The following is a 24127-nucleotide window of genomic DNA, read 5'->3' as shown; positions in this document are numbered from 1 at the left end:
AGGGCTCCTCCGGAGCGTGGCGTCAAAGAGGATGGTCCCCACCTCTCGCCTCTCTTCTTGTTCTCTATATATCTCCCTCCCGCCTCCCCATTTCCCCGTCTCCCTGTGCACTCTCTCGTGCTCTGTCTCTCGCTCAACAAGCCGCTGGTGCCGACCACGCTCCGCGCGGCGGCACACGGGCAAGACATTGGTCGGACGAGAGGAAGGCAAGGACCCAGCTCGCCGTTCTCCGTCGACTCCCTGACGGAGCCGCCTCGGAGTTGAACAACGCGCGGTCATTGCCCGATCTACACCCTCGTGACGGCCGTCGCGTCGTCGGATAGAGTCTGCTAGATGCTCCCAGCCCCGCTCGTCCTGTTCCCGAGCAACCCGCTGCACCCGACCACGCCGGACAGCGCCTTCGAGGAGGAAGCCCGGCAAGCCGCCGGCGCAGGCTTCGACGTCGGCTTCATCGACCTCGACGTGTTCCTCGGCGGCGACGTGAAGCTCCGCCGGGTGCCGGAAGGCCCGGGCGAGGTGCTCTACCGCGGCTGGATCCTGGGCCGCGATGCTTACCGATGCATGAGTGAGGTCGTCGCCGCGCGTGGCCGGCGGTTGATCACGGAGCCGGCAGCGTACCAGCACTGCTACCATCTGCCCGAGTGGTACGAGGCGATCGGCGGCGCCGAGCACACCGCGCGATCGATCTGGATCCCGGGCTCCACGTTCGACCTCGAAGCCGTCGTCGTTCAAGTGCGAGAGGCGTTCGGCTCGGGCGCCGCGATCCTCAAGGACTATGTGAAGTCCCGCAAGCACGAGTGGTTCGACGCCTGCTTCATCCCAGCGGCGGACGACGAGGCCAACGTGCGGCGCGTCGTGGGCAACTTCCTCCGCCTCCAGGACGACCAGGTCGTCGGCGGGCTCGTCTTCCGCGAGTTCGTCGAGCTGCGACGCATCGGGCTGCACCCGAAGAGCAGGCTGCCGCTGGTGAACGAGCATCGCTTCTTCGTGCTCGATGGCCGGCCGTTCTACTCGGCGCCGTACTGGGCCGACGGTGACTACCCAGGTGAGCCGCCGAGCGCCGACGTCCTCGCGCCTGTCCTCGGCCGCGTGCGCAGTCGTTTCTATGCGGCCGATGTCGCCGAGAAGGAAGGGGGCGGCTGGATGCTGGTGGAGCTGAACGATGGCGGGTCGGCGGGCATCCCCGAGGGTGGGGCCGCGGACGCGTTCTACCGGAGCCTGCGTGCGGCGCCCGGCTGAGGAGCGCCTCGCCACGATCACGACACCGATGCGGCTTTTGCCAGCTACCTGACCAGCCGCACCACGACGACTCCCCGCGGCGCATCGACGGGTCCGAAGCCGAAGTCGCTGGGACCCTCGATCTGGCCGGCGAGGTAGACGGAGTGCTCTCCTCCCGTGCAGATGGCGAAGAAGCTTCCGAGAGCGTCGAAGACCTCCGGTTCGCCCGGCGTGCCGTCGGCGGCGAGGCGGACGAGCATCGGCTTCTGCTCGATGCCGTAAGCGCTGCCCGTGATGAACACGCTACCGTCAGCCGCAAAGGCGGAGGCTCGTGCGAGGTAGTCGGCCCCGCCGCCCACAAGGGAGCTCCATAGCGGCTCGCCACCGGGGCCGAAGCGAGCAGCGAAGAGATTCGTGGAGCCGCGCGTGGTCCGCGGGCCTCCGCCGAAATCAGCCGTCCCGTTCATGTAACCGACGATCAGGGGGCCGCTGCCCGTCGCGGCGTTGATGTCGGTTGCCAGCGTGTAGCCATCATCGCCGAAACGTCTGCGGGTCAAGCGCTGTCCGGTCGGTGAGAGCTGCGCCAGGTACGAGGCATCGGCGAACGACTGGCTGGCGAATCCCGTGAGCCAGACGGTCCCGTCGCTGCCAAGGGCCATTCCGGTGGCGTTCCTCATGCGCCAAGCATCGAGGTCACCGCTCGTGGAGAACACCTTGCTGGCGACGTAACCGCCATCGGCGTCGAGCGTCAGCAAGAAGGCCGTGTCTTCACCGGCGTCGTGGGCGCCGCCTCCGAAGTCGATCGCACCGCTGGCGTAACCCGAGACGTACACGTTGCCGTTCGGCGCCACGGCCGCGCTCTCCGCCCAGTCGTACCCGACACCGCCGTAATGGCGCCCCCAGATCACGTCACCGCTCGCCGCGACCTTCATCACGAACATGTCAGGGCCCCAATTCTCGTTCGTGGGCAGCCAGATCTCGTCGCGGATGACGACCCTGGTGCGGTACGTGCCGACCACGATGATCGACCCGTCGGCGAGCGGAACAATCCCGTTCACCTGCGTGTCGTAAGCGGCGCTGCCGAAGCTCTTGGCCTGCAAGAGCTCGCCGCTCGGCGAGAGCCACAGCAGCATGGCGCCCGCGTGGTCCTCGCCCCCCAACGAGTAGGTTCCATTCGCGCCGCCGCCGACCACGAGCCGCCCCTCTGCGTCGACCGCCGCCGCGTAGAAATTGCCGTTGCCGTCTCCGGGGAACACGACGCTGTAACCAGGACCGTCACCTCCCGGACCCGGGCCCCCCGAGGAGCTGGTGCCCGCCGCGCCACTCGTGGCGCCGCTCGAGCTCACTTCCTCGCTGGAGCCGCCCGAGCCGCTGACCGCCACGCTCGCTGGCGCACCGCCCATACCGGCCCCGCTCGAGCTCACTTCCTCGCTGGAGCCGCCCGAGCCGCTGGCCGCCACGCTCGCTGGCGCGCCGCCCATACCACTTGTTCCCGCGGCGTGACCGCCGACAGCGCTTCCTTGCGCGCTGCCCTCGCCCGCGCCGGCGCTCGGCGCCGGACCGCTCTCCTCCTCGCCGATCGGTCGCACGACCCTCCCATCGCACGCGACCGTCACGAGCGCCGCCGCAAGGAACCACCTCGCGGGCGGCCCCCACCGGAGCCGAAGCCTACGCCCGTCACTGCTGCTCGGCCCGATGATCGCTACCACCATGAGGCCAAAGCTATCACGGATACCCGAGCGCCCCACTACGCTCCCCACATATACGCCCAGGCGAAAACGTTACCGTTCCGGCATCCTCCGGCGCTCACCAGAAATGACCATCTGCGTTTTTCAGAAATGGTCCGGGCGCGGATCAGCAATCGCTGCGTGGACGTCGAGCGCAATCGATCTTCGCTGGGTGGAGGTCGATCTCCCGGCGATCCTCGCCGAGAAGACTGGCCTTCTCGCTGACGAGCGCGCCGCCTGCTCCGTGGAGCGGGTGGGCCTGGATCTCGCACGGGGAGATGAGCGGCGGGACCTCTTCGCGCGCATCGGCGCCGCCGCCAGGCGCGTGCTCGCCGTCAGCGAAGGGTTGCCCGCCGGGCGCGGCGGCGCAAAGGGTGTCGGCCATGGCGCAAGAGACAGCGTTCGCTCTGTGGCTCATCCCCGGCGGAGCGCCGGCCGCGCGGCTCGAGGAGCTCATCGAGGCGCTCGCCCGGGAGACCGGGGGCCCGGCGTTCGCGCCTCACCTCACGCTGCTCGGCGGGCTGCGCGGCGACGGCGGCGCGCTGGCCGCGAAGCTCGGCAGGCTGCGCGGCGACGGCGGCGCGCTCCGCCCCGTCGCGCTCGAGGCGCGGGGCCCCGCCACCGGCAGCACCCGCCACCAGTGCGTGTTCCTCGACGTGGCGCCGTCCGAGCCGCTCGCGGCGCTGCGCCGCGCGGCCGAGGCCGCGCTCGGCGCGAACGAGGCCCCCTTTCGCCCGCACGTGAGCCTCGTGTACGGCGAGCTGACGGCCGCGCGCCGCCAGGAGCTCGCCGCGGATCCTCGGGTGCTTGCGCTCGCCCACGAGGTGTGGTGGGCCGACCGGCTGGAGCTGTGGACCGTGGAGGGGCAGACCGAGCGCTGGCGCTGCGTCGAGGGCGTCCCGCTGGAACGCCCGTGAGATCTCGCCTGTGCGGGTGTCATGCCTGCCCACCACGCGCCCAGACGCACGGTTCCGCCGGTGCGGAAGCCTCCGCGAGGGATTTCCGCCCTCCACGCAGAGCGCGGCTCGCCGAAGTATGTGATCTCGCGGATCTCGGCTAGCCTAGGGCGCATGGCGATGGCTCCCGTTGCTGTGGGCGACGTTCTGGCGGGCAAGTACCGCGTGGAGCAGATCGTTGGCGCCGGTGCGATGGGCACGATCGTCGCCGCGTGGCACCTGGAGCTCGAGCAGCGGGTCGCGATGAAGTTCCTGCACTCGTTGCGGTCGGACGGCGGCGACCCGGCGGAGCGGTTCCGGCGCGAGGCGCGCGCGCTGGCCAGGATCAAGAGCGAGCACGTGGCGCGCGTCCTGGATGTCGGCTCGCTGGAGGGCGGGATGCCCTACATGGTGATGGAGTTCCTGGAGGGGAACGACCTCGCCCACGAGATACGGGCGCGCGGTCCGCTGCCCGTGGTGGAGGCCGTCGGGTACATGCTCCAGGCCCTCGACGCGATGGCCGAGGCGCACGCCACGGGGATCGTGCACCGCGATCTCAAGCCGGCCAACCTGTTCCTCTCGCTCCGGCCCGACGGCGATCGGGTCATCAAGGTCCTCGATTTCGGTATCTCGAAGTCGCTGCTCGGCATATCGCGCGACCAGGTGGCGCTGACCCAGACAGCGTCGCTCCTCGGGTCGCCGCTCTACATGTCTCCCGAGCAGGTGCGCTCCGCGCGAGACGTGGATACGCGCGCGGATATCTGGTCTCTCGGCGTCATCCTGTACGAGATGCTGACCGGGCGGACTCCGTACGACGGCGACTCCGTCGCTCAGCTCTTCCACGCGCTGCTCTACGAGAACGCCGCTCCGGTCGCCCAGCTGCGCCCCGACGTCCCGCGCGAGCTCGACGTCGTGGTGATGCACTGCCTCGCCAAGGACCGCGAGCAGCGGTGGAGGAACGTCGGCGATCTGGCGGCCGCGCTGCTCCCGTTCGGCCCCGCCACGGGCCACATGCACGTCGACCGGGCGCGCCGCGTGCTCGGCAGCTCCTCGGACATCGCACGGCCGTCGCTCCTCCAGACCGGCGTGCCGAGCGGGGGCGCTCAGGGCACCGGATCGCGCCCGTCGATACCGCACGGGGGCCCGCCCTTCGCGCCGGGCATGCCGTCTTCGCCGTCCTTCGCGCCGGGCTCGCCGTCCTTCGCGCCCGGCATGCCGTCTTCGCCGTCCTTCGCACCGGGCACGCCGTCCTTCGTGCCGGCCTCGCCGACCTCGCCCAACGCGGAGACGGGGCCCACGGTCAACTCGTGGAGCAACTCGGGCCATCCGGTGCGAACGGTCCGCAACGGGGCGCGCGTCTTCCTGGCCATCGCCGCCGGCGCCGTCCTGGCAGGCGCCTCGCTCGGCGCCTTGTTCTTCCTGCGCTCCGGGCTCGCCACCGACCAGGGACAGCCCCCCGCCGCCGCGGCGGCGCCCACCGCCGAGGCCACGGCGGCGCCCGCGTCCGAGGCCACGGCGGCGCCCACCGCCGAGGCCTCGGCGAAGAGCGACGCGCACGAGGCTCCCGGCGCCACCGGCGCCGCGCCCGAGGTGGCCGGCGGTTCGCCGGCCCCGACCGCGCCGGCGGCCTCCTCCAGCGCGCCCGCGACGCCGCCAGCGGCGTCCTCCGGCCCGGCGGCGCACCTTTCCACGCCGCCGGCACAGGGCACGCCGCGGGCGACCGCCACGGCCCGGCCCGTCGAGCGCTCGCAGCCCGGCGCGGGGGCGCGCCCGGAGCCGACGCAGAGCAACTCGATCAGCGACTTCGGCGGGCGGCGCTGAGCGTGGCGCTCGCGTCGATCCGGCGACGGCCCTCGGGGCCGCCGTGGCCAGCTTGGAGGAGAACACGGGACGTATGAGGCGGTTGAAACGTCGTCAGCGAAGCATCGCACACTGCGTGGGCCTGGGCCTGTGCGCCGCGTTGATCTCCGGGGGCCTCCCCGCGCGGGCGGAGCCGAGCGCCGCCGACAAGGCGACGGCGGAGGCGCTCTTCGACGCGGCGCTCGACCTGATGAAGCAGGGGCGCAGCGCAGAGGCGTGCCCGAGGCTCGAGCAGAGCCAGCGCATCGATCCGGGCATTGGCACGCTCCTCTACCTGGCCGAGTGTTACGAGAACACCGGCCGCACGGCGAGCGCCTGGGCCACGTTCCGGCAGGCCATGTCGGAGTCGCAGGCCGCGGGGCAAGCCGACCGCGCCCGCAAGGCGCAGGCGAGGGCGGCTCGGCTGGAGCCGGGCCTGTCGAAGCTGAGCATCGGCGTCGCGGCGGAGAACCTCGCGATCGAGGGGTTCAAGGTGCGCTCCGCCGGAAAGGCCGTCGATCCTGCGGTCTTCGGCGTCGCGATCCCCGTGGATCCGGGCGAGATCGCGATCGAGGCGAGCGCCCCGGGCCACGAGACCTGGACGACGACCGTGAAGCTCGGGAGCGACAACAAGGGCCCTGCGAGCGTCGATGTCCCGGCGCTCAAGCGGCTCGAGGGGCCGCCGCCTGCGCCCCTCGAATCGCCGCCCGCCCAGGGGACAGGCCCCGCGCCCGCGCGCGGCACCTCTCCGCCGGCGCCGGCGCCCGCGGCGTCCGGGGGCAACACGACGCGCTTGATCGGCCTCGTCGTGGGCGGCGCGGGCGTCGTGGGGCTCGGCGTCGGGACGTTCTTCGGCGTGAAGGCCATCTCGAAGAACAGCGACGCGGAGGGTTACTGCAAGGGCGGCAACACGTGCGAGGATGAGCGCGGCGTCACGCTGACCGAGGAGGCCAAGAGCGCCGCCACCGTGTCGAACGTCGCGTTCGGGCTCGGGGCGGCGGCGGCGATCGGCGGCGCCGTCCTTGTGTTCGTCGTCGCGCCGAGGCAGGCCCCGCCCGTCCAGGTGGGGGCGTTCGTGGACGCGCGCAACGTCGGGTTGCGCGTGGGAGGTACGTTCGAATGAGACGCATGACAGGGCTCCTGTCGCTCGCCCTGCTCGCCCCGCTCTCGAGCCTCGCGTGGCTCGGCTGCCAGGCCATCGCCGGCATCGAGGACCGCACCTTCGACCCAGGCGGCGCGGAGACGGGGGGCGGAGGGGCGGAGCCTCCTCCCGTCAGCGAGCAATGCGCGTCGTACTGCGCCGACGTGATGGCGAACTGCACGGGAGAGCACCAGGTCTATGCCACGCTGGCGACGTGCCAGGGCGTGTGCGCGCTGCTCCCTGAGGGCGATCCCCTGGAGCCCGTGGACAACACGGTGGCGTGCCGCGCCCGCCAGGCGGAGCTGGCGGGCGCCACCGGCGAGGTGGGGGTGCACTGCCCGGCGGCCGGCCCGGGCGGCGGCGGCGAGTGCGGGAGCAACTGCGAGAGCTACTGCGCGCTGCGGGCCGCGGCGTGCACGCTCGAGGTCCCGACGGAGGAGGACTGCGTCGCCATGTGCGCGGGGCTCAAGGACGCGGACAGGTTCGACGTCATCAAAGACCACGACGGCGACACGCTGCAGTGCCGCCTCGTGCACGTGAGCTCCGCGACGGTGGACCCCGAGGAGCACTGCCCACACGCGAGCCTGACGCCTGTGCAGCCCTGCGCCGATCCGGACGGGACCGAGCCGAGCTGCGAGGACTTCTGCCAGGTGGTCATGACCTCGTGCACGGGCGATCTGGCCGTCTACGAGTCGAGAGCGCAGTGCCTCGCGGTCTGCGCGGCGCTCCCTCCCGGCGCGACGGAAGACAGGACCGAGAACACCGTGGGCTGCCGCAAGTACCACGCTTACAGCGCCATGCTGGCGCCGACGACCCACTGCCCGCACACGGGGCCGGGCGGAGACGGCCATTGCGGGGTCGAGGAGCCGGGCTCTGACGTGACGGGCAACTGTGTGTCGTACTGCACGCTGTTCGAGGCGGCCTGCAAGGAGGCCCTCGGCGAGGCGTACGAGGGCTGGGGCGCGGCGTGCCAGGGCGAGTGCAGCACGATGACGGGAGCCGCCCATGATTCCCGCTACTCCGTGGCGAGCGCCGAGGGCGGCGACATGGTCTCTTGCCGGCTGCTCCACGTGAGCCGCGCGCTCGAGAACCCGGACGAGTGCTTGGCGCTGGCCGACGGGACCGCCTGCCCGTGATGGCCCGCGGTGGGCCCCACCGCGTTCAGGAGGGCATGTCGGCGGTCCCGGAGATGGGTCGGGCCGCTCGACACGAGCTTGATGCGGCAGCAGGGTTAGCCGGCCCCGGCCGAGCCGCACAGCGCGAACGGCGCGCGAGAGGGGGGCGATACCAGAGACGCCAAGGCTCACAGCATCGCGGGCCGAGAGGCGCTCGCGCTCACCGATCCCGCGCAGCTCCAGGCCATATTGGGCGGAGAGGGAGAAGGAAAGATTCACAGGGAGACGGGGAGGCGGGGAGGCGAGAGATGGGGATCAGTCGTTCGAACCATCAGCCTCGGCGCCGACTGCTTCGGGCGGCATCGATGCGGAGCGGCTGGTGGTGCCGGGGTGGTCGCCTTCGATGCGGCATCGGGAGAACCGGACAGCCCCGCGGCGTACCAGACGTCGGATCCCGCGACGGAGCAGCGGCGTGTTGAAATTGACGAGCAACCCGACGTCCAGGTCCGTCAGCTTCAGGTACGTGAGTACCTGAGCTTCATGGACTGGCAGCAGGTGCTCGACAGCCTTGAGCTCCAGGATGAGCTTCTCCTCGACAACAACGTCGAGTCGATAACCACAGCCGAGCGCGACCCCCTTGTAGGTCACTGGAAGTGGCCTTTGCCTCGCGAAGCTCAAGCCCATGAGCGACAGTTCATGACACAAGCATTCTTCGTAAGCAGACTCCAGTAGCCCGGGACCGACGTGACGGTGCACCTCGATGCACGCTCCGACAACTCGCTCGGACAGATCCCACAATCTTCTCGTTTCCCTGTCTCCCTGTACCAAATCCGTGCTCATGCCTATCTATCGACGTGGAACGAGCTCTGGTTGCGCGAATTGATATCACCGGAAACCGCCCCGCAAACAAGCAACCTGGAAGCATTCGCCTCAAGCGAGCAGACTCGAACAATGGCCCCACCTCTCGCCTCTCCACCTTGCTCTCTCTCTCTCTCCTCCCCGTCTCCCCGTCTCCCTGTGTACTCTCTCAAGCCACGATCAACGCCGACCCCTACGCCCTCAAGCTCCGCGATCTCTTCGCCGCCTGGACCCCCGACGCGACCGTGCCGGCCGCGATCCAGAACAGCGCGCCGCGCTCGACATATCCGCCCCCCGGGAAATGGCACCGATTCGAGGAGGGTGCTGCATCGAGCTCGCCGTAGCGCCGCCCGCCGCTTCACGGCCGCGCGCCGCCTCACGGCGGCATGACGAACGACGCCGGCCCCGCCACGGCGGGGGACGGGTCCTTCCGGTAGCGCTCCAGCAGCTCCCGCCGCTCCGACGTCCAGCCGTTCTTCGGCGACGCCGCCTGCACGAGCGCCTCCAGCGCGAGCCGGCGCAGCCGCGGATCGGGGCTCTCCCGGAGCTCCTGCTCCAGCTGCGACGGGTGGACGCAGCCGTGCACGGCGGACATCGCCGCGACCATCGCGTCGTGGTGCAAGAGGTCCCGGCGGCCGAGGTCCGCGAGCGCCTGCCCGAGCGCCTTCCACGGGAGCAGGCGCGCCGCGAGCCCCAGGTACTGGGGCACGGCCAGGGCGTCCTCCTTGAGCGCGGCGAGGAGCCCCTCCGCGACGGCGACGTAGTGCTTCGCGGCATACGGGCCGAGCCGCTGCGAAAGCGCGGGCAGGAACGCCACGAGGTGCCGGCGCCTCGGCAAGAGCTCCGCGAGCCGCTGGACGACGATCGCGACCTCCCCCGGCTGCATCCTCGCGAGCACGGCGGACAGCGCCTCCGCCGCCTCCTCGGGCGCGGGCGCGGCCATGTGCTCGAGCAGCCGCTTGAAGAGCGACCGCGCCTCGTCCCGGAGCGGCAGGTGCGCGGTGCGCCGGAGCAGGTCGAGCCGGGCCTCCGGCTCCGCCCGCCCGAGGATCGCGGCGAGCAGGTCCACCACGCGCCGCTCGGCCTCGGTCGACAGCCTGTCGAGCGGGATGTCCGCGAGCTTCGAGGCCACGATCCAGTCGGGATCCTGCGCGGCGCGGCCGAAGACGTCCCAGGTCTCGGGCTTGTCCAGGTGGTCCCAGAGCGCCCGCAGCAGCGCGATCCGCACGTCGCGGTGGGTCTTCGGGCCGTCCAGCCGGAGCAGGTCCCGGTAGGCGTCGTCGCCGCCCAGCTCGCCGAGCAGGCGCACGACCTCCTTCGCGACGGTCACCTTCGTGGTCGGCACCGCCCGGAGCTCGGCGAGCACCCGCTCCCGGGACATCTCGGCGAAGGCCTTCCGGAGCGCGTAGATCGCCCAGCGCGCGCGAGCGTCGCCCAGGCACTCGATCAGGACCGGGACGCCCTGGCCGGCGTCGAGCCACGGCAGCCCCCGGATGGCCATCTCGCGCAGCGGCGGCCTCGGATCCGAGGCGAACGGGGTGATCGCCGACGCGTCGACGTACGCGAGCCGGACCAGCGCGGAGATCGCGAACCGCAGCGTGGGGACATCGCTGGTCTCGTCGCCGAGCAGCGCGCGGAGGCCGGCGGCGTACAGCTCCTGCTGCCTCGCCGTCCAGCGGCCGTGGCCCCCGCCGAAATCGAGCACCCAGCGCGTCTTGCCCGTCGCGAACCTGCCGGTCATCGGCTTCCCCCGGTCCAGCAGGGGGTCCAGGAGGTCCTGGCGCTTCTGGCTCACGTGCCGGGCGACGGTCCCGATCAGCACGAAGCTCCTGTCCTCGCGCAGCAGCGCGGGCACGAGCCGCGCGAACCGCGGCCTGTCGTGGGCGCGCAGGAGGCCGAGCGCGCCCGCCGCGACGCCGACGAACGGGAGCTCGCGGGACAGCCGCTCGAGCGCCTCGAGCAGCGGCGTGACCACCTTGAGGCGGATGCCGAGGCTCTGCGCGAGCGAGAGCACAGCCCCTGCCCGCTCGCCGGTGCACCACGCGCCCGCGAGCTGCGCGAGCGCCGGGCTGAGCCGCTCGGCCTCCGCCGGGGTCAGCTCCTCCCCGAGGCCCTCCGTCGAGACCGAGCCGCGCACCGCGAGGATCTTCGCGAGCCAGCGCGCCCCCCACGCCCCGTCGATGCGGAACAGGCGGACCACGAGCCGCTCCACGGCCGAGGCCGTGGCGTGGGACAGGTCCGCGGCGTCGAGCGCGTCCTGCGCCACGGCGCCCGCGGCCTCCAGGTGCTCCTGCGCGAACCGGCCGAGGGGCAGCGCGGCGAGCGCGCCGATCATCGCCCGCCGCACCGGATCCTGCTCGAACTTGCGGGCGCGCACGTTCGCGAGGGCGTCCGCGAGCGCGCCCCGGTCGTGCAGGACGCTCGCGATGAGCAGCGCCTGCGCCTTCGCCCGCTCGTCGCCCTCCGGGTGCCCGAGGAGCGGCGCGAGCACCTCCTTCGCCTCGGCGAAGGACAGGAGGCGCGCGTAGCTCATCCGCCGGTCCGGCTTCGAGACGAGCGACGGGCAGCTCGAGAGGTGCCGCCTCGCCTCGCGCTCGCGCAGGTCGCGGGGCAGCGCGTCGAGCACATCGGGCGCGATCGTGCCGTCGGTGGCCTGCGCCGCGCACGACCAGCGCACGAAGGCCCGCTCCCGGAGCGCCTGCTCCTTGGCCGACTCGGCCTTCACGTAACGGAACAGGAAGGCGCCGTAGCCCCCGGCCCCTCCGAGCAGGAAGGCCCGCAGGACTGCCTTCTGGTCGTCGGGGCCGAGCCGCAGGAACCACCGCGGGCCCAGCTTGCCGTCGCTCAGCGCGCCCCAGGCGTGGCGGATCAGGTAATCGAGGCGCTCGGCGCCGAGGGCGGGCGCGCCCTTGTCGAAGCGCACCACACCGAAGACGCCGGGCGGCGGCGCGGGTCGTCCGCTCTCGTGGCGCGCCTTGAGGAGGTCGAACGTGGCGGCCGGGCGCGATCGGACGAGCAAGCGCAGGGCGGCGGCGACGTACGAGGGCTCCTCGCCGCGCTCGAAGAGGGCCTGGACCAGCGGCAGCGCCGCGTCGGGCGCGCGCCGGGCGAGCGGGGCGAGCAGCAGCTTGAGGCGGTAGCGCACGCGGGCGTCGAGGGACTGGGAGGGCGCGATCGCCTCCCCGAACCAGCGCGCCGCGGCCGCGGGGTGCCTCACGCCGAGCCGCTCGAGGCAGCTCGGGCCGCCCGCCTCGTCGATGGCGCGCCGGTGCGCCGACACGAGCGCCTCGGAGCCGAACGGGAGCAGATCCACGATCAGGGGATCGCGCCCCGCCTGCATGCGCGCGCCGAGGAAGGCGTCCACGGCGGCCTGGCGCTTCCGCCGCGCGAGCTGGGCGACGGTGCGCCGGAGGGTGCGGCGCTCGACAAGGGCGCCGAGCGCCGCGAGCGCCTGCGCGTCGTCGCAGAAACGGGCGACCATGCGGGACGCCCGCCGCCGCACGCTGCGGGACGGGTCGGAGACGGCCGCGACGACGCGCGCGCCGTCGCCCGAGCCGTAGACGCTCATGAGCGCGAGGAGGCGCTCGTAGGGCTGAGCGCTGCTCCTGAGCGCGTCGAGGAGCGCGCTTGCTCCGGCGTCGCCCCGCGCGGCGGCGCGGCCCAGCTCCACCACGCGGCGAACACGGTCGTAATGGGTCAGCGGCTCGATGTCGGCGAGGAAGGAAGCAGCGTCCATGGACGCGATGATAGCGCCTCGCGATGGGATGCTCGCAAGGCCGAGCGCAGCGACGCTCCGGTGCGACGAGCGCTCGAATCACCAGGTGCGCGCCGCTGCGATCGACACCCCTCGGTTCGAGCTTCAGCTATCCCGGGAGGCTGTCGACCCCCTCCGGGTGAAGCTTCAGCTCTCCCCGGAGGCTGTCGACAGGTTCGGGCCGCGATGGGTCAACCCGGGCCGGGTCGCGCGCGTCTCACTTCCAGTTGACGGTGGCCCAGCCGCGGGCAGGAACGCTGAACTGGAGCTTCTTGGAGGCCACGCTGAGGGTGGTCGTCTTCGCGGAGCTGCCGGAGTTGTACACGATCGTGACGATGGTGCCGTCAGGGTTCTTGAAGGCCAGCGCATCACCACCGGTCGTGTTGACGCGCATCGCTCCAGGATCGACGTATTGCGAGACGTGGCGGAAGACGTAGTAGGCAGGGGTCAGGACCAGCTCCTTCGTGTCGGCTTTCACGTTGAGGAGCGCGTTCTGGGGCCACGGCCGCTGCGAGTCGATGTTCTTCCCCACCGGGTCCAGCACCATGTTCCAGGCGTTGTACGAGTTCACCCCCGCCTTGATCCAGTCGCGGATGAGCCCCCAGCTCTCCTGCCCGTAGGCGTGATCGTTCGCTGCCGTGTTCGGGTTGTACGGCGGCGCTCCGGCAGGGTTCCAGTTGTAGTTGCCGCACTGGTGCTCCGTTTGCACGATCGGCATATTCCGCGATTTCAAGCCGTTCACGCTGCCCCGCATGTTCCACTGCAGCCCGAAGCCCTTGACGTACTTCATCGCGGTGGCATCGCCGGTCACGGCGCTGAGGATCCCCGGGTCTGCCGCGTCGTTGGACATCGTGCCGAGGAAGATCTGAGCCTTGATCCCGCGTTCTTCGAACAGCGGCCCAAGGTGGGTGCCAATGAACTTGGCCATGAGCTGCCCCGTCCAGGCGCAGCTCGGATACCTCGTCTCGTAGGTCGGCTCGTTCTGGGGGTGGACCGCCTCGATGGTCATGCCCTCTGCGGCGTACGCTTCCACGAACTTGGCAAAGTACAGGGCGTGCGCCTTCAGGGTGTTCGCGTCGTCCTTCATCTTGCCGCTGTCGAAGGCGCCGTTGCTCTTCATCCAGGTGGGGGGCGTCCAGGGGCTGGCCCAGAGGTGGAGCCCGGGCCTCACGGCGAGCGCCGCCTTGATGTACGGGATCAATTTCTCCTTGTCCCGCGCGATGGAGAAGCTCTCCATCGTGAAATCATCTTTCTTCTCGTTGAGGGTATAGCGGTCCATCGCATAGTCGCTGGCCCCCATGGGGATGCGCCCGTAGGCGAACCCTGCGCCCTCGTTCTTGTCGAAGAGAAGCTTGATGGCTCGCTGCCGCTCAGACTCGCTGAGCATCGACAGCATGTTCCAACCCATCTCGTTGAAGGAGCCGCCGAAGCCATCCCATCGCTGCTGCGTTGCCGCTTCGTCGACGGTCACATCGGCATTGCCGCTCGTCACTTCCGTCGGCGTCCCGACCTTCCAGTACTCATTCGCGCCCGAGGTGATCAACGTGGGCTCGACCACGTCGGGCTCACCGCCGCCGGTACCGGAAGATGAGCCGCCGCCGCCGTCTCCACCCGGATCGCCGCCCGCACCGTCCGAACCGGTCGAGCCGCCCGTCCCCGCGCCGCTGCCTGTCGTCCCGCTCGCGTTTCCGCTTCCGCTCCCGCTCCCGCTCGCGTTTCCGCTTCCACTCCCGCTCCCGCTCGCGTTTCCGCTCCCGCTCCCGCTGCCGGTACTGCCCGCACCCGCCCCCGGGCCGCCCGAGCTCTCGGGTTCTTCCGGGCCGCTCGAAGAGCCGCAACCCACCAAGAGAAACGCGAGCAAAATGCCGACGGTCGAAGCTCGTGCCCTGTTCATCACAAAAATCCTCCATCCCAGGGGGTGCAACCCCTTGGCGGTGCCTGCAGCAGGCGTCAGAAAGTGGCCGTCCTATATGCCCAGAAGGCCCCACGGTGATCGGGCGGGTAGGATAAAAGGCGGCAAGCTCCACGTCGATGACCCAGCGCGCGCAGGCGCCATGCGCTCGCGTCACGCCTCGCATGCCGAGGGTCCGCGTCGACGCCGACGGATGGCAGGTCGGCGGCATGCCTTCCAGATCATGCACGGCAGATCCAACCCGACCGTACGATTGCTGTGCTTCGATACGCGTGTTAGCGTCGGCCCCCCATGCGAACCGCGGTTCTCGCCCTCGCCTTCCTGGCCGGCTGCGGAGGCGCATCCGGGGCGGCGCCCAGCTCGGCCCTCTCCCCGTCCTACGCGACGAGCCTGGGCTCCACGTCGGCGAGCATGTCCAGCATGCCGTCCGCGCCGGCGTTGCCCAGCCGGGGGGCGGTCCAGGCCGATCTGGTCGTCCGCCCCGACGTGCTCGTCCTCGGCTTCGCGCTCCAGGAGACCGACGCCGATCCGCAGCGCGCCCTCACCGCGGCGCAGGCCGCGGTGGAGAACCTGGAGCGGCAGTTCAAGGAGGCGACCGGCGGCGCATCCACGGTGAAGATGCTGGGCGCGTCGTTCAGCACGGTCTTCACCGACAAGGCGGAGAGCGACGGCGACGCCGTATCGGCCGCCGTCGACGGCGTGATCGAGGTGCGCCTCGCCCCCGAGCTCGACTTCTGGGCGAGGAGCCGGCTGGCCGCAGCCGTGGCGCAGGTCAGGCGCGAGGTGAGCGCCGCGGTGCAGGCTGCGAAGGACGGGCGGCGCGGGGCCACCTTCGGCCAGCCTCGGGCCGAGGTGAAGGAGCCGGAGGGGCACCGCGCGCAGCTGACCGAGCAATGGGTCCGGAGGGCGCGGTCGTTCGCAGAGGCGGCGCAGGCGGCGTCGGCGCCGCTCTCGCTGGTGGACTGCGCGCCGCCGGGGGCCATCGAGCAGCGGCCCATCTCGCTGCTGGAGGTGGGGCTCTCGCTGTCGGTCGCGTGCCGCCTGGACGCGCTCTCCGCAGAACCGAAGCGCGACTGACGGCCACCGGGCGGTTCACCCCCGGACATCCGTCGTCGGGAAGAGCGTCACCCGGCGATGAGCCGAAACACGGGGAGCTCTGGACGACATGTGAACCGCACAGGCAGGACGCTTGTGCCGACACCGCGGCTCACGTACACCCTGCCATGGGCCGTGTCGTACATACCCGAGCGAAATCGGCCCGATCCAGGCGGAACCCACACCGCCGTTCCAAGCGCTCGGACCTGTCCTCCATGCGTATGCCCCGCGAGGCCCAGATCGAAGCGCGGCGCGCCGGGAGGGAGCGTCTCGAAGACGCCGGGCGCGTGCGTGAGAAAGAGCCGAGCCGGAGCGGACGGCACGTTCCCCAGGGCGGCGCGCAGGTCGTGGTTCCCACTGCAGAAATCGTCCGTCGCGACGATGGAGACGCCACGCTTCAGCAGCACCGACTCGTTCCCGAGGAGCCTGGCTCCGGCGCGCGCGTACACCTCGCTCAGCCTCCGCAAGGGGACGTGCCCCCAGTGTTCCCAGTTGCCGACGGTGGCGAGGACCTCACGCCCCGGCGCGGCGAGGCTGCGGCAGAACTCCTCCAGCACGCCGAGCGAGCCCTCGCCCTCGATCGAGTCGCCGGTCAGCACGACGAGATCAGGCGCCAGCCTGCGGATGGCGTCGATGGCCTTCTCGTGAACACTGCCTGACGCGCGCAGGTGGATGTCAGAGAGGTGAGCGATCCGAAACCCCTGAAGCGCGGCTGGGAGCCGGGGGATGGGGACATCGTGCTCGGCGACATCGAGCCAGGAAGGTTCGATGGCGATCCCATCCACGGCGGCAATTCCCGCAGCGCAACAGCTGGCGTGGAGGAAGGCTCGGCGGGTGATCGGTCGGACCATTTCGGAACCTTAGCAAACTCAGCTCGAAGGCCGCGGCTTGCGCGTGAGCCGGACCAGCCGCTCCGGGGAGTCGAGCCCGGGATCGGGACCGTCGAGCTCCTCCAGCACGAGCTCGAACAGCCCGTTATCGAACGGCCTCCCCGCGGCCGGCTCGGCGGGGACGAGGCGCTCGCGCTTGCCCTGCGCGGCCAGCGTGCGCGCCCGGAAGTGGCAGTACGGGTTGTTCCCCGGCCGCCCGAAGAGCGCGTGCGCGGTGAAGGTGCACCCGCCCATGCACACCTCTGCGAACGCGCAGCTCCGGCAGAAGCCCCAGAGATCGTCGACCGTCCGCGCCCGCGCGAACGCGAGCCGCGGCGCCTCGTCCCAGATCTCCTGGAGCGCGCGCCCGCGCAGGTTGCCGCCCACGTAGGCGTCGCTCTGGAGCGACGGGCAGCCCTTCACCGCGCCGTCGGACTCGATGCCCAGCACCAGCTTCCCGGCCTGACAGCCGCGAAAGTGGTCGCGGCCGCCCTCGCGCAGCGAGCGCAGGAGCGCCTCCTCCGGGCCGAAGTAGCCCAGGTTGTTGCCGGGCATCACCGTGATCCCGTCCCGGAAGGCCCGCCGCTTCAGGTCGGCGATGCGCGGGAGCACGTCGAGCAGGTCGTAGGGCTGGAGCAGCATCGCCGGCCGGTCGGCCGCGCGCCCGAGCGCCGCGGTGATCTGCACCTGCCACGCCTTGATCCCCTGCTCCCGGAGCAGGTCGTAGAGCGCCTCCAGATCGCCCTGGTTCACCCGGTTGAGGTTGGTGTTGGCCGCGGTGAGCAGCCCCGCGCCCCGGAGGTGCCCGAGCGCCGAGAGCGCGCTCCGGTGGCTGCCCGGGGCCTTGCGGATCAGGTCGTGTGCGCGCTCCAGCCCGTCGACGCTGACCGAGACGCTGTGCAGGCCGGCCGCCTTCATCTGCGCCGCGATCTCCGCGGTGATCCCGCGCCCCCCGGTGGTCATGGTCGGCCGCACGCCCGCGGCCTTGAGCGCCGCGATGATCTCCAGAAAGCCGTCGTGCAGGTAGGCCTCGCCGCCGATGAGCACCACCTCGCGCGCGCCCATCGCCGCGAGCTGCTGCACCACGCCCAGCGCCTCCTCGGTGCCGAGCTCCGAGGGCCGCGCAGCCCCTGCCCGTGAGCCGCAGTGCCGACAGGGCTGATCGCAGCGGAGCGTCAGCTCCCAGACGACGTATGCCGGGAAATGCTCGCCGGGAACCACATCGAGACGGCGCAGCGCCATGCCGGAGCCTACCGCGAACTCCGCCGCCGGCTCCCGCTCTCCGGCGCCCTTTCGACGCGCGGGGGGATGGTGACCTGCGCACGCGCACGCCGGGTCGCTGCGCCATTCGCCTTCATTTTCCTTGCACGGCGCCAGGGCGCCTTGCCATAGAACGGGACGGTCTGACCTCCCTGGCTCGGCCTTCCGACGTGCGCCAGGGCTCGGCTACATGGCCCAAAGGCGGAGATCCTCATGCTCACCCTCGGCGCTTGTCCTTGCTGCGATGGCTTCGTTCCTCCCGGCGCTTCCGCCTGCCCGCATTGCGGCGCGACGCCGACGGCCGAGCGCGTCAGCTGCGCGCAGGCGCGCCACGGGATCGCGGGCCGGCTGCTCGCGGTGGCCTCGGGCGGCATGATGGCTGTCACGCTGATGGCCTGCTACGGCATGCCCCCGTGCGACGAGCCCGCGACCGACAGCGACGGCGATGGCTACCAGGCGACCTGCGAGGGCTACGGGCCCGAGGAGGACTGCGACGACGGCAATCCGGCCATCCACCCCGGCGCGACGGACGTGGCAGGTGACAGCATCGATCAAGACTGCAGCGGCGACGACACCCCGCTCGGCACCGGCGGCGCGGGAGGCACCGGCGGCGGAGGCGGCGCGGGCGGCGCCTCCTGACAAATCCCCTCACTTTGTTGGCATTTTAACGGGGAATTGAACAGGGAGGCGGGGAGACAGGGAGATTGATGGGATTTTACTCCCCGTCTCCCCGCCTCCCTGTGAATTTTCCCGAAAACGGAGCGGCGGCCCATTCGGACAACACACCGCGGACGCGCTCGAGATACCCCGCCTCGCGCACGACTTCGCGGTATCCCGGCACGGCGCCGACCCACTCCCGCATACGAACGTTCGACGCCTCGGTGAGATACATCGTGGGAAGCCCCATGAGCGCGGGCCCATCCATGCCTGCGGTCGTGACGCCGAGCTGGCCGACGAGGCCGTGCGTTCGCTTCAAGTGCTCGAAGAACTGCAGCTGCGCCCGGCGCATGTCGAGCTGCCGAAAGGTGGGGTCCTTCCAGAAGAGCGTCATGTCGATCGCGCCCTCGGGGACCTGTGTGTCTCGAAGGGCGTCGCCTGTCAGCACAGGCACGAGCCCCGTGCGTTGAACGAGGTCCGTCAGCTCGAGCAGCTCGGTGAGCGTCGTGTTGCGGTGCGCATGATGGATCCCCTCGCGGATCCAGAGCAGCACCTTCTTCCGGCATGTCTCTCCTGCCCGCGCTTCCGCGAGCCTGCGATCGACCCAGGCGATCACCGATCCCGGAACCGGCGCGTCCGCCAGAAACGCCGCGCGGAGTCTCCCCTGGGCGGAGGACGGATCGGCCTTGAAGGCGCGCGCGACGATCTCCGTGGTCTGCTTCACCGCGCGCGGGCGCGAGCGGTACGCCTGAAGGTGATCGCTCAGGCCCGCATCGCGCAGAAACACCTCGGCTTGCGGCGTCCCCGCTTTGCCCGGCTCGACCTGGATGGCCGCGCCCGCGAGGACGGCGGCCGCGGCGACGTACCACCCTTCGCCGAACGAGAAGCCGCTGTCCGTGTGGAACGTATATGCGTGGTTTCGCTCCTCGATGATCCTGCGCGCCGCGCGGGCGGCGACCTCGGCCTTGTGAGCCGCCGCGCGCGCCGCGCGGGCGGCCTTTGATCGCGGAGAGCCGCCCTCGATCTCTGAGGCGCTGATCGCGGCCGCGCGGGCCGAGGCCTCTGCGCCGGCCACGATCGCCTCCACGCGCCGCCAGCCGTCGTCGCAAGCTTCGCGCGTCGGCGCGCGCTGCGCGCTCAACGAGAGCTGGCCCGCCCCGTGGAGCGCGTCTGCTGCCCGCGCCGCGTGGGCCCTCGCCAGCGTCGAATGGGCGCCCATCGCCGTCGCGACGATTCGTTCTCTTCCAGCGGCGCCCTCATGTTCCTGGAAGGCGGCGCGCTCCTGCTCGGCGGCGGCCAGCGCGCGATCCGCCTGCTCGATCGCAGCTTCGAGCAGACGCCGATAGCGCTCTCTCTGCCCCGGCGTGTGCAACGTGGTCGCCAGGGCGAGCGCGGCGTCAAGGCTGCTCTCGGCGTCGCGCTCGACGTGCTGCGCGGCGAGCGTCTCGGCGACAACCACTCCCATGCTCACCGGCTCGAGTCCCTCGATCATCGTGACCTACGCCGGACCGACAGACCGGTCAAGCGCGATCGCCCGCTGGGAGCTCCGCGTCGGTGAATCCATCACGGATATCCCGGAATACATGCTCGCGCGTGGGAACAAGCCGCCGGACGCTCGCAGCTGGAACGCCGGCCGCCGGCGCGGCCGAGCACCGGCGGTCTGCGTCCAGGAAGGTTCAGTAAGGGTATCCGGGGATGTTCATCTCCATCGCGTAGAGCGACGCGCCCGACGTGATGTAAAGGGTCTTTCGATCGGCCCCGCCGAACGCGACGTTCGACGCGCCGCCCACCCCGGTGATCGTGCCGAGCTTCGCGCCGCTCGGCGCGAGCACCTCGACGCCGTCGCGCCACGCAATGTAGAGATTGCCCGCGCAGTCGACGCCCATGCCGTCGGCCTTCGGCAGGTTCGTGGCGAAATCGGACGAGGCGCCGGGCGCTCCGTCGGCGCTCAGCGGATAACGATGGATCCGGCCCGGGGTGAACTCGCCCACGTACAGCACGCTCTCGTCCGGCGAGAGCGCGACGCCGTTGGGGGTTTCCAGCGTGCCGATGAGGCTCACCGCGCCGGACGGCGACACGCGGTAAGCTGCTGTCGGCAGCTCCCGCCTGCCGCTGAGCTGAAAATCGGGATCGGTGAAGTAGACGTTGCCGTCGCTCCGCACGACAACATCGTTCGGGGAGCTGAACCGCTTGCCCATGTACGACCCGGCGATCTCGCGCCGCGCCTTCGTCCCGAGATCGAACACGGAGACGCTGCGCGTGTCGTGGGTGCATGCGATGAGGTTCCCGTCGCTGTGAATGCCCAGCCCGTTCGTCCCGCTGTCCTCGAGGAACACCTCGATCGCGCCCGGCGACGTGAGCCTGTGGATCTTCGCCTTCGGGCCGTTGAGGGGCGGAGCGTTCTCCGACTGCATGTTGATCTCCGAGAAGAACAGCGCGCCGAGCTCGGCGACCCATACCGGGCCCTCGACGTACGTGAACCCCCCTTTCACCAGCTGCGCTCGGCCGTTCGCCGGCAGCGGATTGGCCGCATACGGGCCGCCCGGGCAGATGGCCGACACGTCATCACCGCCGCCTCCCCCGGCGCCGCCCGCCCCCGCGCCGCCGCTGCCGCTCCCCGCCGCGGCGCCGCCGCTGCCGCTCCCCACGGCAGCGCTGCTCGTCGCGCCCGCGCTGCCCGCGCTGGTGCCGCTGGAGCTCGTGGCGCCCACGCTACCCGCGGAGCCGCTCGACCCGCCAGCTCCGGCGCCGCTGGAGGATCCGCCCCCGCCCTCGGACGAGAGCGGCTCGTCGCCCCCGCCACAGCCATTCGCCGCGACGAACACGATCCAAGAGACAACGAGCGAATACCTGGCCTTCATAAGCAAGTGCCTCCAAGCGCCCCGGCTGGTGTGCCGATCGGGCACGCTCATCATCGTCAGCTCGTCTCGCGCCGCAAGGGCCGAGGCGACCGAGCGGCACAGCGCCTCGATCGCGCGCTCCGCGCCAGGCCAAGGACCGGCGCGCCGCGGTGCGCCGTGAACGGCGGCGGCGGGCGAGGAGGCAACCGACGGTTCGCAGCGATAGGATGCAGGGACATCATGAAAATTGCTGTTTACGGCTTCGGATCCATCGGCGGATTGCTCGGCGCCCGGCTGGCCACGGCCGGCTGCGACGTCAGCGCCGTCGCGCGCGGAGAGAACCTCGCCGCCTTGCAGAAGCGCGGCTTGCTGCTGCAAGTCGATGGAGAAATCACCCGCGTGCCGATCCGCGCTGCAGAGGATCCGGCCGCGCTAGGCGCGCAGGACGTCGTGTTCATCGCGGTCAAGGCCACCGCGCTCGCCGACGTCGCCGCGCGCATCGCGCCGCTGCTCCGCGAGGACACGATCGTCGTCCCCGCGATGAACGGGGTGCCGTGGTGGTTCTTCGCGCCCGAGAACGTGCCGTATGCCGGCGCTCGGCTCCAGTCGCTCGACCCGGGCGACGTCGTGCCGCGCGCCATCCGGCTCCGCCAGGTGGTCGGGTGCGTCGTGCATCTGTCGGGCTCCAGCCCGGAACCGGGGCTGGTGCGCGTCGGCCTCGGCAACCGCCTGCTCCTCGGCGAGCCGGCCGGCGGACCTTCGGACCGGGTGGGCGCGCTGGCCAAGCTGCTGCAGAGCGCCGGCTTCGAGGCCAGGGCCAGCGCCGACATCCGGACCGACATCTGGTACAAGCTGTGGGGCAACATGACGATGAACCCGGTGTCGGTGCTCACCGGTGCGACGTGCGATCGGATACTCGACGATCCGCTGGTGCGCGGCTTCTGCCTTCATGCGATGCAGGAAGCGGCGGCGATCGGCGAGAGGATCGGTTGCCCTATCGCGCAGAGCGGAGAAGACCGGATGGAGGTCACGCGCAGGCTCGGCGCGTTCAAGACATCGATGCTGCAGGACGCGGAGGCCGGCAAGTCGCTGGAGATCGACGCGCTGGTGACCGTGGTCCACGAGATCGGCAAGCTGACCGGCGTGCCGACGCCGACCATCGACAGCTTGCTCGGCCTCGTGCGCCTGTGCGGCCGCACGCGCGGCCTGTACGCCGGATGATCCGCTGCCCTGCGTCGTCGACGCCGCCGCGTCAGAGCGCGTCGCATGTAATGCCGAGCCGCACCAGCGACACGGGCACGAGCGTGGTTCCGATGGAGATGAGCCGAGGCTCGCCCATGGATTCGGGGTCATGAATGGATGAGTAAGGGACTCGCTCCTTCGTCACGTCGTGCTCGACGGCAACGGCGAGGCCAAGCTCGAAGTGCACGGGGCCTGGACCGAAGATCCAGCTCGCCCCGGCGCGAGCCCCGACGAAGGTCGCGTCGCCGTCGACGCCGGGGCCACTGTCCCAGCCGGCAGATCCCACCCCCGTGTAGGTGTGTCTCCCGAAGGAGCCCGCGAGCGAGAGTCGAAGTCCAACTGGCGATCTCCACGCGACGCCCGCTGTCGCGCCGACGCCGTTGAAACTCTCCCCGAGAGGCTCACCCCCTGTCTCGGCGAAGCCACCTACCTCGATGATGCCGATGCGGTACGTGAGCGCAAGATCGAGGCGCAGCCCATCGCTGTCCGAGCTCGAGTAGAGGCCGGCGCCCACCTGCACGTTGAAATCCATGCTCGGCGCAGATCTACGCGCAGGAGCGACGTGAGGCGCGCTGCCCTCCTGCGCGCCGGCCGTCCCGGCGCAAAGAAAGAGGGCTGTCGCGAACCATCGAGTCGAGTTCGATCGAAGTGAGCGCATGTCGCGCCCTGGAGCATCCCCTGTACCAGGTGCGTCGTATTCATGCGGCCCGCCGCCGGGCACCGCCGCGCTGGCCTGTCCGACGCGAGATCACGAGTCCTCCATCGCTCCCCTGGGCCGCCGGCCGCTCTGGTTCGCCTGCGGGCGTGCGCTGGCGCTCGCGTGGCCCGTGACAACCTGGTCGCGGTGTCGCTCGAGCAGCACAGAGTGTATCGCGATCACAACAACCTGGGTCGGGCCGCTCAGGGCCGGGCTCCACCGCAGTCGCCCGGGCAATTGCAGTCGTTCTCACCCGCGCCGCAGGCCCCGTCGCCGCACTTCGCGCAGAGGTGCGCGTCGGGCGCCGTGGTCACGCACGCACCGTCGGCGCGCGTCATGCTCTCGATGGGCGTGAGACCCGGGCAGCAGGTCGTGAACGACTTGCTCGACGCCATCCCTCCTTCGCCCGAGCAGCGCGACGCGAGCGCTGCGCACGAGCCGTCGGCTTGCTGGACATACCCGGGCAAGCAGTCGCACTGCGGCCGCCGGGGGCGCAGCACCGGCACCGTGCCGGCCGGACCTCTCGGCCCGGGCTGAACTGCTGCCGCGGCCGGAGACCGCGCCGGCGCAGCGCCATCCGGGCTCGCCGGCGGCGGGGGACTGGCTCCCTCCGGGCCCGTCGGCCCCGCGGGAGGCGTGGCGATCTTGCCGTCGGGCGTCTGGGACTCGATGGGGATCCAGTCGACGATCTGGCCGTCCGGCGTGACCGTGGTGGCCACGACGTCCTTGCGGGGAGGCCGCGGCGTTCCCCCCGGCGCGCAGGGGTTGTCAGCGCCCTGGCGCGGGGGACCCGCCGGGTCGGGCTCCCTGGCGGCGCAGCCCATGGCGAGGAGCAGCAGGGGGCACAGGAGCAGAGCAAGCGCTTTCATGGGCATGGAACACAGGAGCCCGCGGGATCTTACGGCGCCGCGCCGCCTGCGGCGGCGGAACGGTGCGAAGCGGCGGCAGAGCGGCCAGCGTCGCGCGGG

Annotated in this window: 19 protein-coding genes; 8 read left to right on the top strand and 11 right to left on the bottom strand. The window is 71.2% G+C overall.

Going from position 1 to position 24127, the window contains the following annotated elements; genetic code table 11:
* Positions 1 to 333 precede the first annotated feature (333 nt).
* The gene (locus WME79_RS10000) at positions 334 to 1239 is read left to right on the top strand and encodes an ATP-grasp domain-containing protein (RefSeq protein WP_437534471.1); all 906 of its coding nucleotides are present in this window, start codon (positions 334 to 336) and stop codon (positions 1237 to 1239) included.
* Between the two features lie 44 nt (positions 1240 to 1283).
* On the opposite strand, the gene WME79_RS09995 is transcribed toward WME79_RS10000, so the two are convergent.
* Positions 1284 to 2930, bottom strand: a complete 1647-nt coding sequence (locus tag WME79_RS09995; protein ID WP_437534470.1) for a hypothetical protein — start codon at positions 2928 to 2930, stop codon at positions 1284 to 1286.
* Between the two features lie 142 nt (positions 2931 to 3072).
* Positions 3073 to 3330: a hypothetical protein gene (locus WME79_RS09990; RefSeq protein ID WP_437534469.1), complete on the bottom strand. Its 258-nt coding sequence runs from the start codon at positions 3328 to 3330 to the stop codon at positions 3073 to 3075.
* Here WME79_RS09990 and WME79_RS09985 point away from each other — a divergent pair.
* The 4 genes from WME79_RS09985 to WME79_RS09970 all read left to right on the top strand — a co-directional run bounded on the left by WME79_RS09985 (position 3329) and on the right by WME79_RS09970 (position 7996).
* Complete coding sequence (locus WME79_RS09985; RefSeq protein ID WP_437534468.1) at positions 3329 to 3862, top strand: 2'-5' RNA ligase family protein; 534 nt, start codon at positions 3329 to 3331, stop codon at positions 3860 to 3862. The two genes, WME79_RS09990 and WME79_RS09985, sit on opposite strands and share 2 nt — an antisense overlap.
* A 159-nt stretch (positions 3863 to 4021) precedes the next feature.
* On the top strand, positions 4022 to 5701 hold the full coding sequence (locus WME79_RS09980) for a protein kinase domain-containing protein (RefSeq protein WP_437534467.1): 1680 nt from the start codon (positions 4022 to 4024) through the stop codon (positions 5699 to 5701).
* 115 nt (positions 5702 to 5816) lie between these two features.
* Positions 5817 to 6842 carry a tetratricopeptide repeat protein gene (locus WME79_RS09975; RefSeq protein WP_437534466.1) on the top strand — a complete coding sequence of 342 codons (1026 nt, stop codon included), beginning with the start codon at positions 5817 to 5819 and terminating at the stop codon, positions 6840 to 6842.
* Positions 6839 to 7996 (top strand): hypothetical protein, encoded by a 1158-nt coding sequence (locus tag WME79_RS09970; protein ID WP_437534465.1) that lies wholly within the window; start codon positions 6839 to 6841, stop codon positions 7994 to 7996. Before WME79_RS09975 ends, WME79_RS09970 begins: the two co-directional genes overlap by 4 nt.
* A 294-nt stretch (positions 7997 to 8290) precedes the next feature.
* Here the strand turns inward: WME79_RS09970 and WME79_RS09965 are convergent, their stop codons facing one another.
* The 3 genes from WME79_RS09965 to WME79_RS09955 form a co-directional block, all read right to left on the bottom strand.
* Positions 8291 to 8815: a GxxExxY protein gene (locus WME79_RS09965; RefSeq protein ID WP_437534464.1), complete on the bottom strand. Its 525-nt coding sequence runs from the start codon at positions 8813 to 8815 to the stop codon at positions 8291 to 8293.
* Between the two features lie 394 nt (positions 8816 to 9209).
* Positions 9210 to 12569, bottom strand: coding sequence for a HEAT repeat domain-containing protein (locus WME79_RS09960; protein ID WP_437534463.1), 3360 nt, complete (start codon positions 12567 to 12569; stop codon positions 9210 to 9212).
* A gap of 235 nt (positions 12570 to 12804) precedes the next feature.
* Positions 12805 to 14481, bottom strand: coding sequence for a glycoside hydrolase family 30 protein (locus tag WME79_RS09955; RefSeq protein WP_437534462.1), 1677 nt, complete (start codon positions 14479 to 14481; stop codon positions 12805 to 12807).
* A gap of 309 nt (positions 14482 to 14790) precedes the next feature.
* Between WME79_RS09955 and WME79_RS09950 the strand changes: the two genes are divergently transcribed.
* Entirely contained in the window at positions 14791 to 15576 is a 786-nt protein-coding gene (locus tag WME79_RS09950; protein WP_437534461.1) for a hypothetical protein, read from the top strand.
* A 47-nt stretch (positions 15577 to 15623) separates the two neighbouring features.
* Here WME79_RS09950 and WME79_RS09945 read toward each other — a convergent pair whose 3' ends face one another.
* Both WME79_RS09945 and WME79_RS09940 read right to left on the bottom strand, forming a co-directional pair.
* Entirely contained in the window at positions 15624 to 16379 is a 756-nt protein-coding gene (locus WME79_RS09945; RefSeq protein ID WP_437534460.1) for a metallophosphoesterase, read from the bottom strand.
* A gap of 84 nt (positions 16380 to 16463) precedes the next feature.
* Complete coding sequence (locus WME79_RS09940; RefSeq protein ID WP_437534459.1) at positions 16464 to 17705, bottom strand: radical SAM protein; 1242 nt, start codon at positions 17703 to 17705, stop codon at positions 16464 to 16466.
* 231 nt (positions 17706 to 17936) lie between these two features.
* Here WME79_RS09940 and WME79_RS09935 point away from each other — a divergent pair, with 231 nt between their 5' ends.
* Positions 17937 to 18362, top strand: a complete 426-nt coding sequence (locus WME79_RS09935; RefSeq protein ID WP_437534458.1) for a putative metal-binding motif-containing protein — start codon at positions 17937 to 17939, stop codon at positions 18360 to 18362.
* 76 nt (positions 18363 to 18438) lie between these two features.
* Here the strand turns inward: WME79_RS09935 and WME79_RS09930 are convergent, their stop codons facing one another.
* Entirely contained in the window at positions 18439 to 19845 is a 1407-nt protein-coding gene (locus WME79_RS09930) for a hypothetical protein (protein ID WP_437534457.1), read from the bottom strand.
* A 211-nt stretch (positions 19846 to 20056) separates the two neighbouring features.
* Positions 20057 to 21241 (bottom strand): SMP-30/gluconolactonase/LRE family protein, encoded by a 1185-nt coding sequence (locus WME79_RS09925; RefSeq protein ID WP_437534456.1) that lies wholly within the window; start codon positions 21239 to 21241, stop codon positions 20057 to 20059.
* A 219-nt stretch (positions 21242 to 21460) separates the two neighbouring features.
* On the opposite strand from WME79_RS09925, the gene WME79_RS09920 reads away from it, so the two are divergent.
* Positions 21461 to 22441, top strand: coding sequence for a 2-dehydropantoate 2-reductase (locus WME79_RS09920; protein ID WP_437534455.1), 981 nt, complete (start codon positions 21461 to 21463; stop codon positions 22439 to 22441).
* 31 nt (positions 22442 to 22472) lie between these two features.
* On the opposite strand, the gene WME79_RS09915 is transcribed toward WME79_RS09920, so the two are convergent.
* Positions 22473 to 22994: a hypothetical protein gene (locus WME79_RS09915; protein ID WP_437534454.1), complete on the bottom strand. Its 522-nt coding sequence runs from the start codon at positions 22992 to 22994 to the stop codon at positions 22473 to 22475.
* Positions 22995 to 23362: 368 nt separating this feature from the next.
* Complete coding sequence (locus WME79_RS09910) at positions 23363 to 24028, bottom strand: hypothetical protein (RefSeq protein WP_437534453.1); 666 nt, start codon at positions 24026 to 24028, stop codon at positions 23363 to 23365.
* Positions 24029 to 24127: the final 99 nt, after the last annotated feature.

This window comes from Sorangium sp. So ce726 (assembly GCF_051521405.1).
In the GTDB taxonomy this organism is placed as follows: Bacteria; Myxococcota_A; Polyangia; order Polyangiales; family Polyangiaceae; genus Sorangium.
The sequence above is the reverse complement of the archived record's forward strand: the minus strand, read 5'-3'. Positions and strand labels throughout refer to the sequence as shown.

Excerpts from the sequence above, each read along its gene's own strand:
- WME79_RS10000 (WP_437534471.1), top strand. The coding sequence starts at position 334 with ATGCTCCCAGCCCCGCTCGTCCTGTTCCCGAGCAACCCGCTGCACCCG.
- WME79_RS09995 (WP_437534470.1), bottom strand. The coding sequence starts at position 2,930 with ATGGTGGTAGCGATCATCGGGCCGAGCAGCAGTGACGGGCGTAGGCTT.
- WME79_RS09985 (WP_437534468.1), top strand. The coding sequence starts at position 3,329 with ATGGCGCAAGAGACAGCGTTCGCTCTGTGGCTCATCCCCGGCGGAGCG.
- WME79_RS09990 (WP_437534469.1), bottom strand. The coding sequence starts at position 3,330 with ATGGCCGACACCCTTTGCGCCGCCGCGCCCGGCGGGCAACCCTTCGCT.
- WME79_RS09980 (WP_437534467.1), top strand. The coding sequence starts at position 4,022 with ATGGCTCCCGTTGCTGTGGGCGACGTTCTGGCGGGCAAGTACCGCGTG.
- WME79_RS09970 (WP_437534465.1), top strand. The coding sequence starts at position 6,839 with ATGAGACGCATGACAGGGCTCCTGTCGCTCGCCCTGCTCGCCCCGCTC.
- WME79_RS09965 (WP_437534464.1), bottom strand. The coding sequence starts at position 8,815 with ATGAGCACGGATTTGGTACAGGGAGACAGGGAAACGAGAAGATTGTGG.
- WME79_RS09960 (WP_437534463.1), bottom strand. The coding sequence starts at position 12,569 with ATGGACGCTGCTTCCTTCCTCGCCGACATCGAGCCGCTGACCCATTAC.
- WME79_RS09955 (WP_437534462.1), bottom strand. The coding sequence starts at position 14,481 with ATGAACAGGGCACGAGCTTCGACCGTCGGCATTTTGCTCGCGTTTCTC.
- WME79_RS09950 (WP_437534461.1), top strand. The coding sequence starts at position 14,791 with ATGCGAACCGCGGTTCTCGCCCTCGCCTTCCTGGCCGGCTGCGGAGGC.
- WME79_RS09940 (WP_437534459.1), bottom strand. The coding sequence starts at position 17,705 with ATGGCGCTGCGCCGTCTCGATGTGGTTCCCGGCGAGCATTTCCCGGCA.
- WME79_RS09935 (WP_437534458.1), top strand. The coding sequence starts at position 17,937 with ATGCTCACCCTCGGCGCTTGTCCTTGCTGCGATGGCTTCGTTCCTCCC.
- WME79_RS09930 (WP_437534457.1), bottom strand. The coding sequence starts at position 19,845 with ATGGGAGTGGTTGTCGCCGAGACGCTCGCCGCGCAGCACGTCGAGCGC.
- WME79_RS09925 (WP_437534456.1), bottom strand. The coding sequence starts at position 21,241 with ATGAAGGCCAGGTATTCGCTCGTTGTCTCTTGGATCGTGTTCGTCGCG.
- WME79_RS09920 (WP_437534455.1), top strand. The coding sequence starts at position 21,461 with ATGAAAATTGCTGTTTACGGCTTCGGATCCATCGGCGGATTGCTCGGC.
- WME79_RS09915 (WP_437534454.1), bottom strand. The coding sequence starts at position 22,994 with ATGGATTTCAACGTGCAGGTGGGCGCCGGCCTCTACTCGAGCTCGGAC.
- WME79_RS09910 (WP_437534453.1), bottom strand. The coding sequence starts at position 24,028 with ATGAAAGCGCTTGCTCTGCTCCTGTGCCCCCTGCTGCTCCTCGCCATG.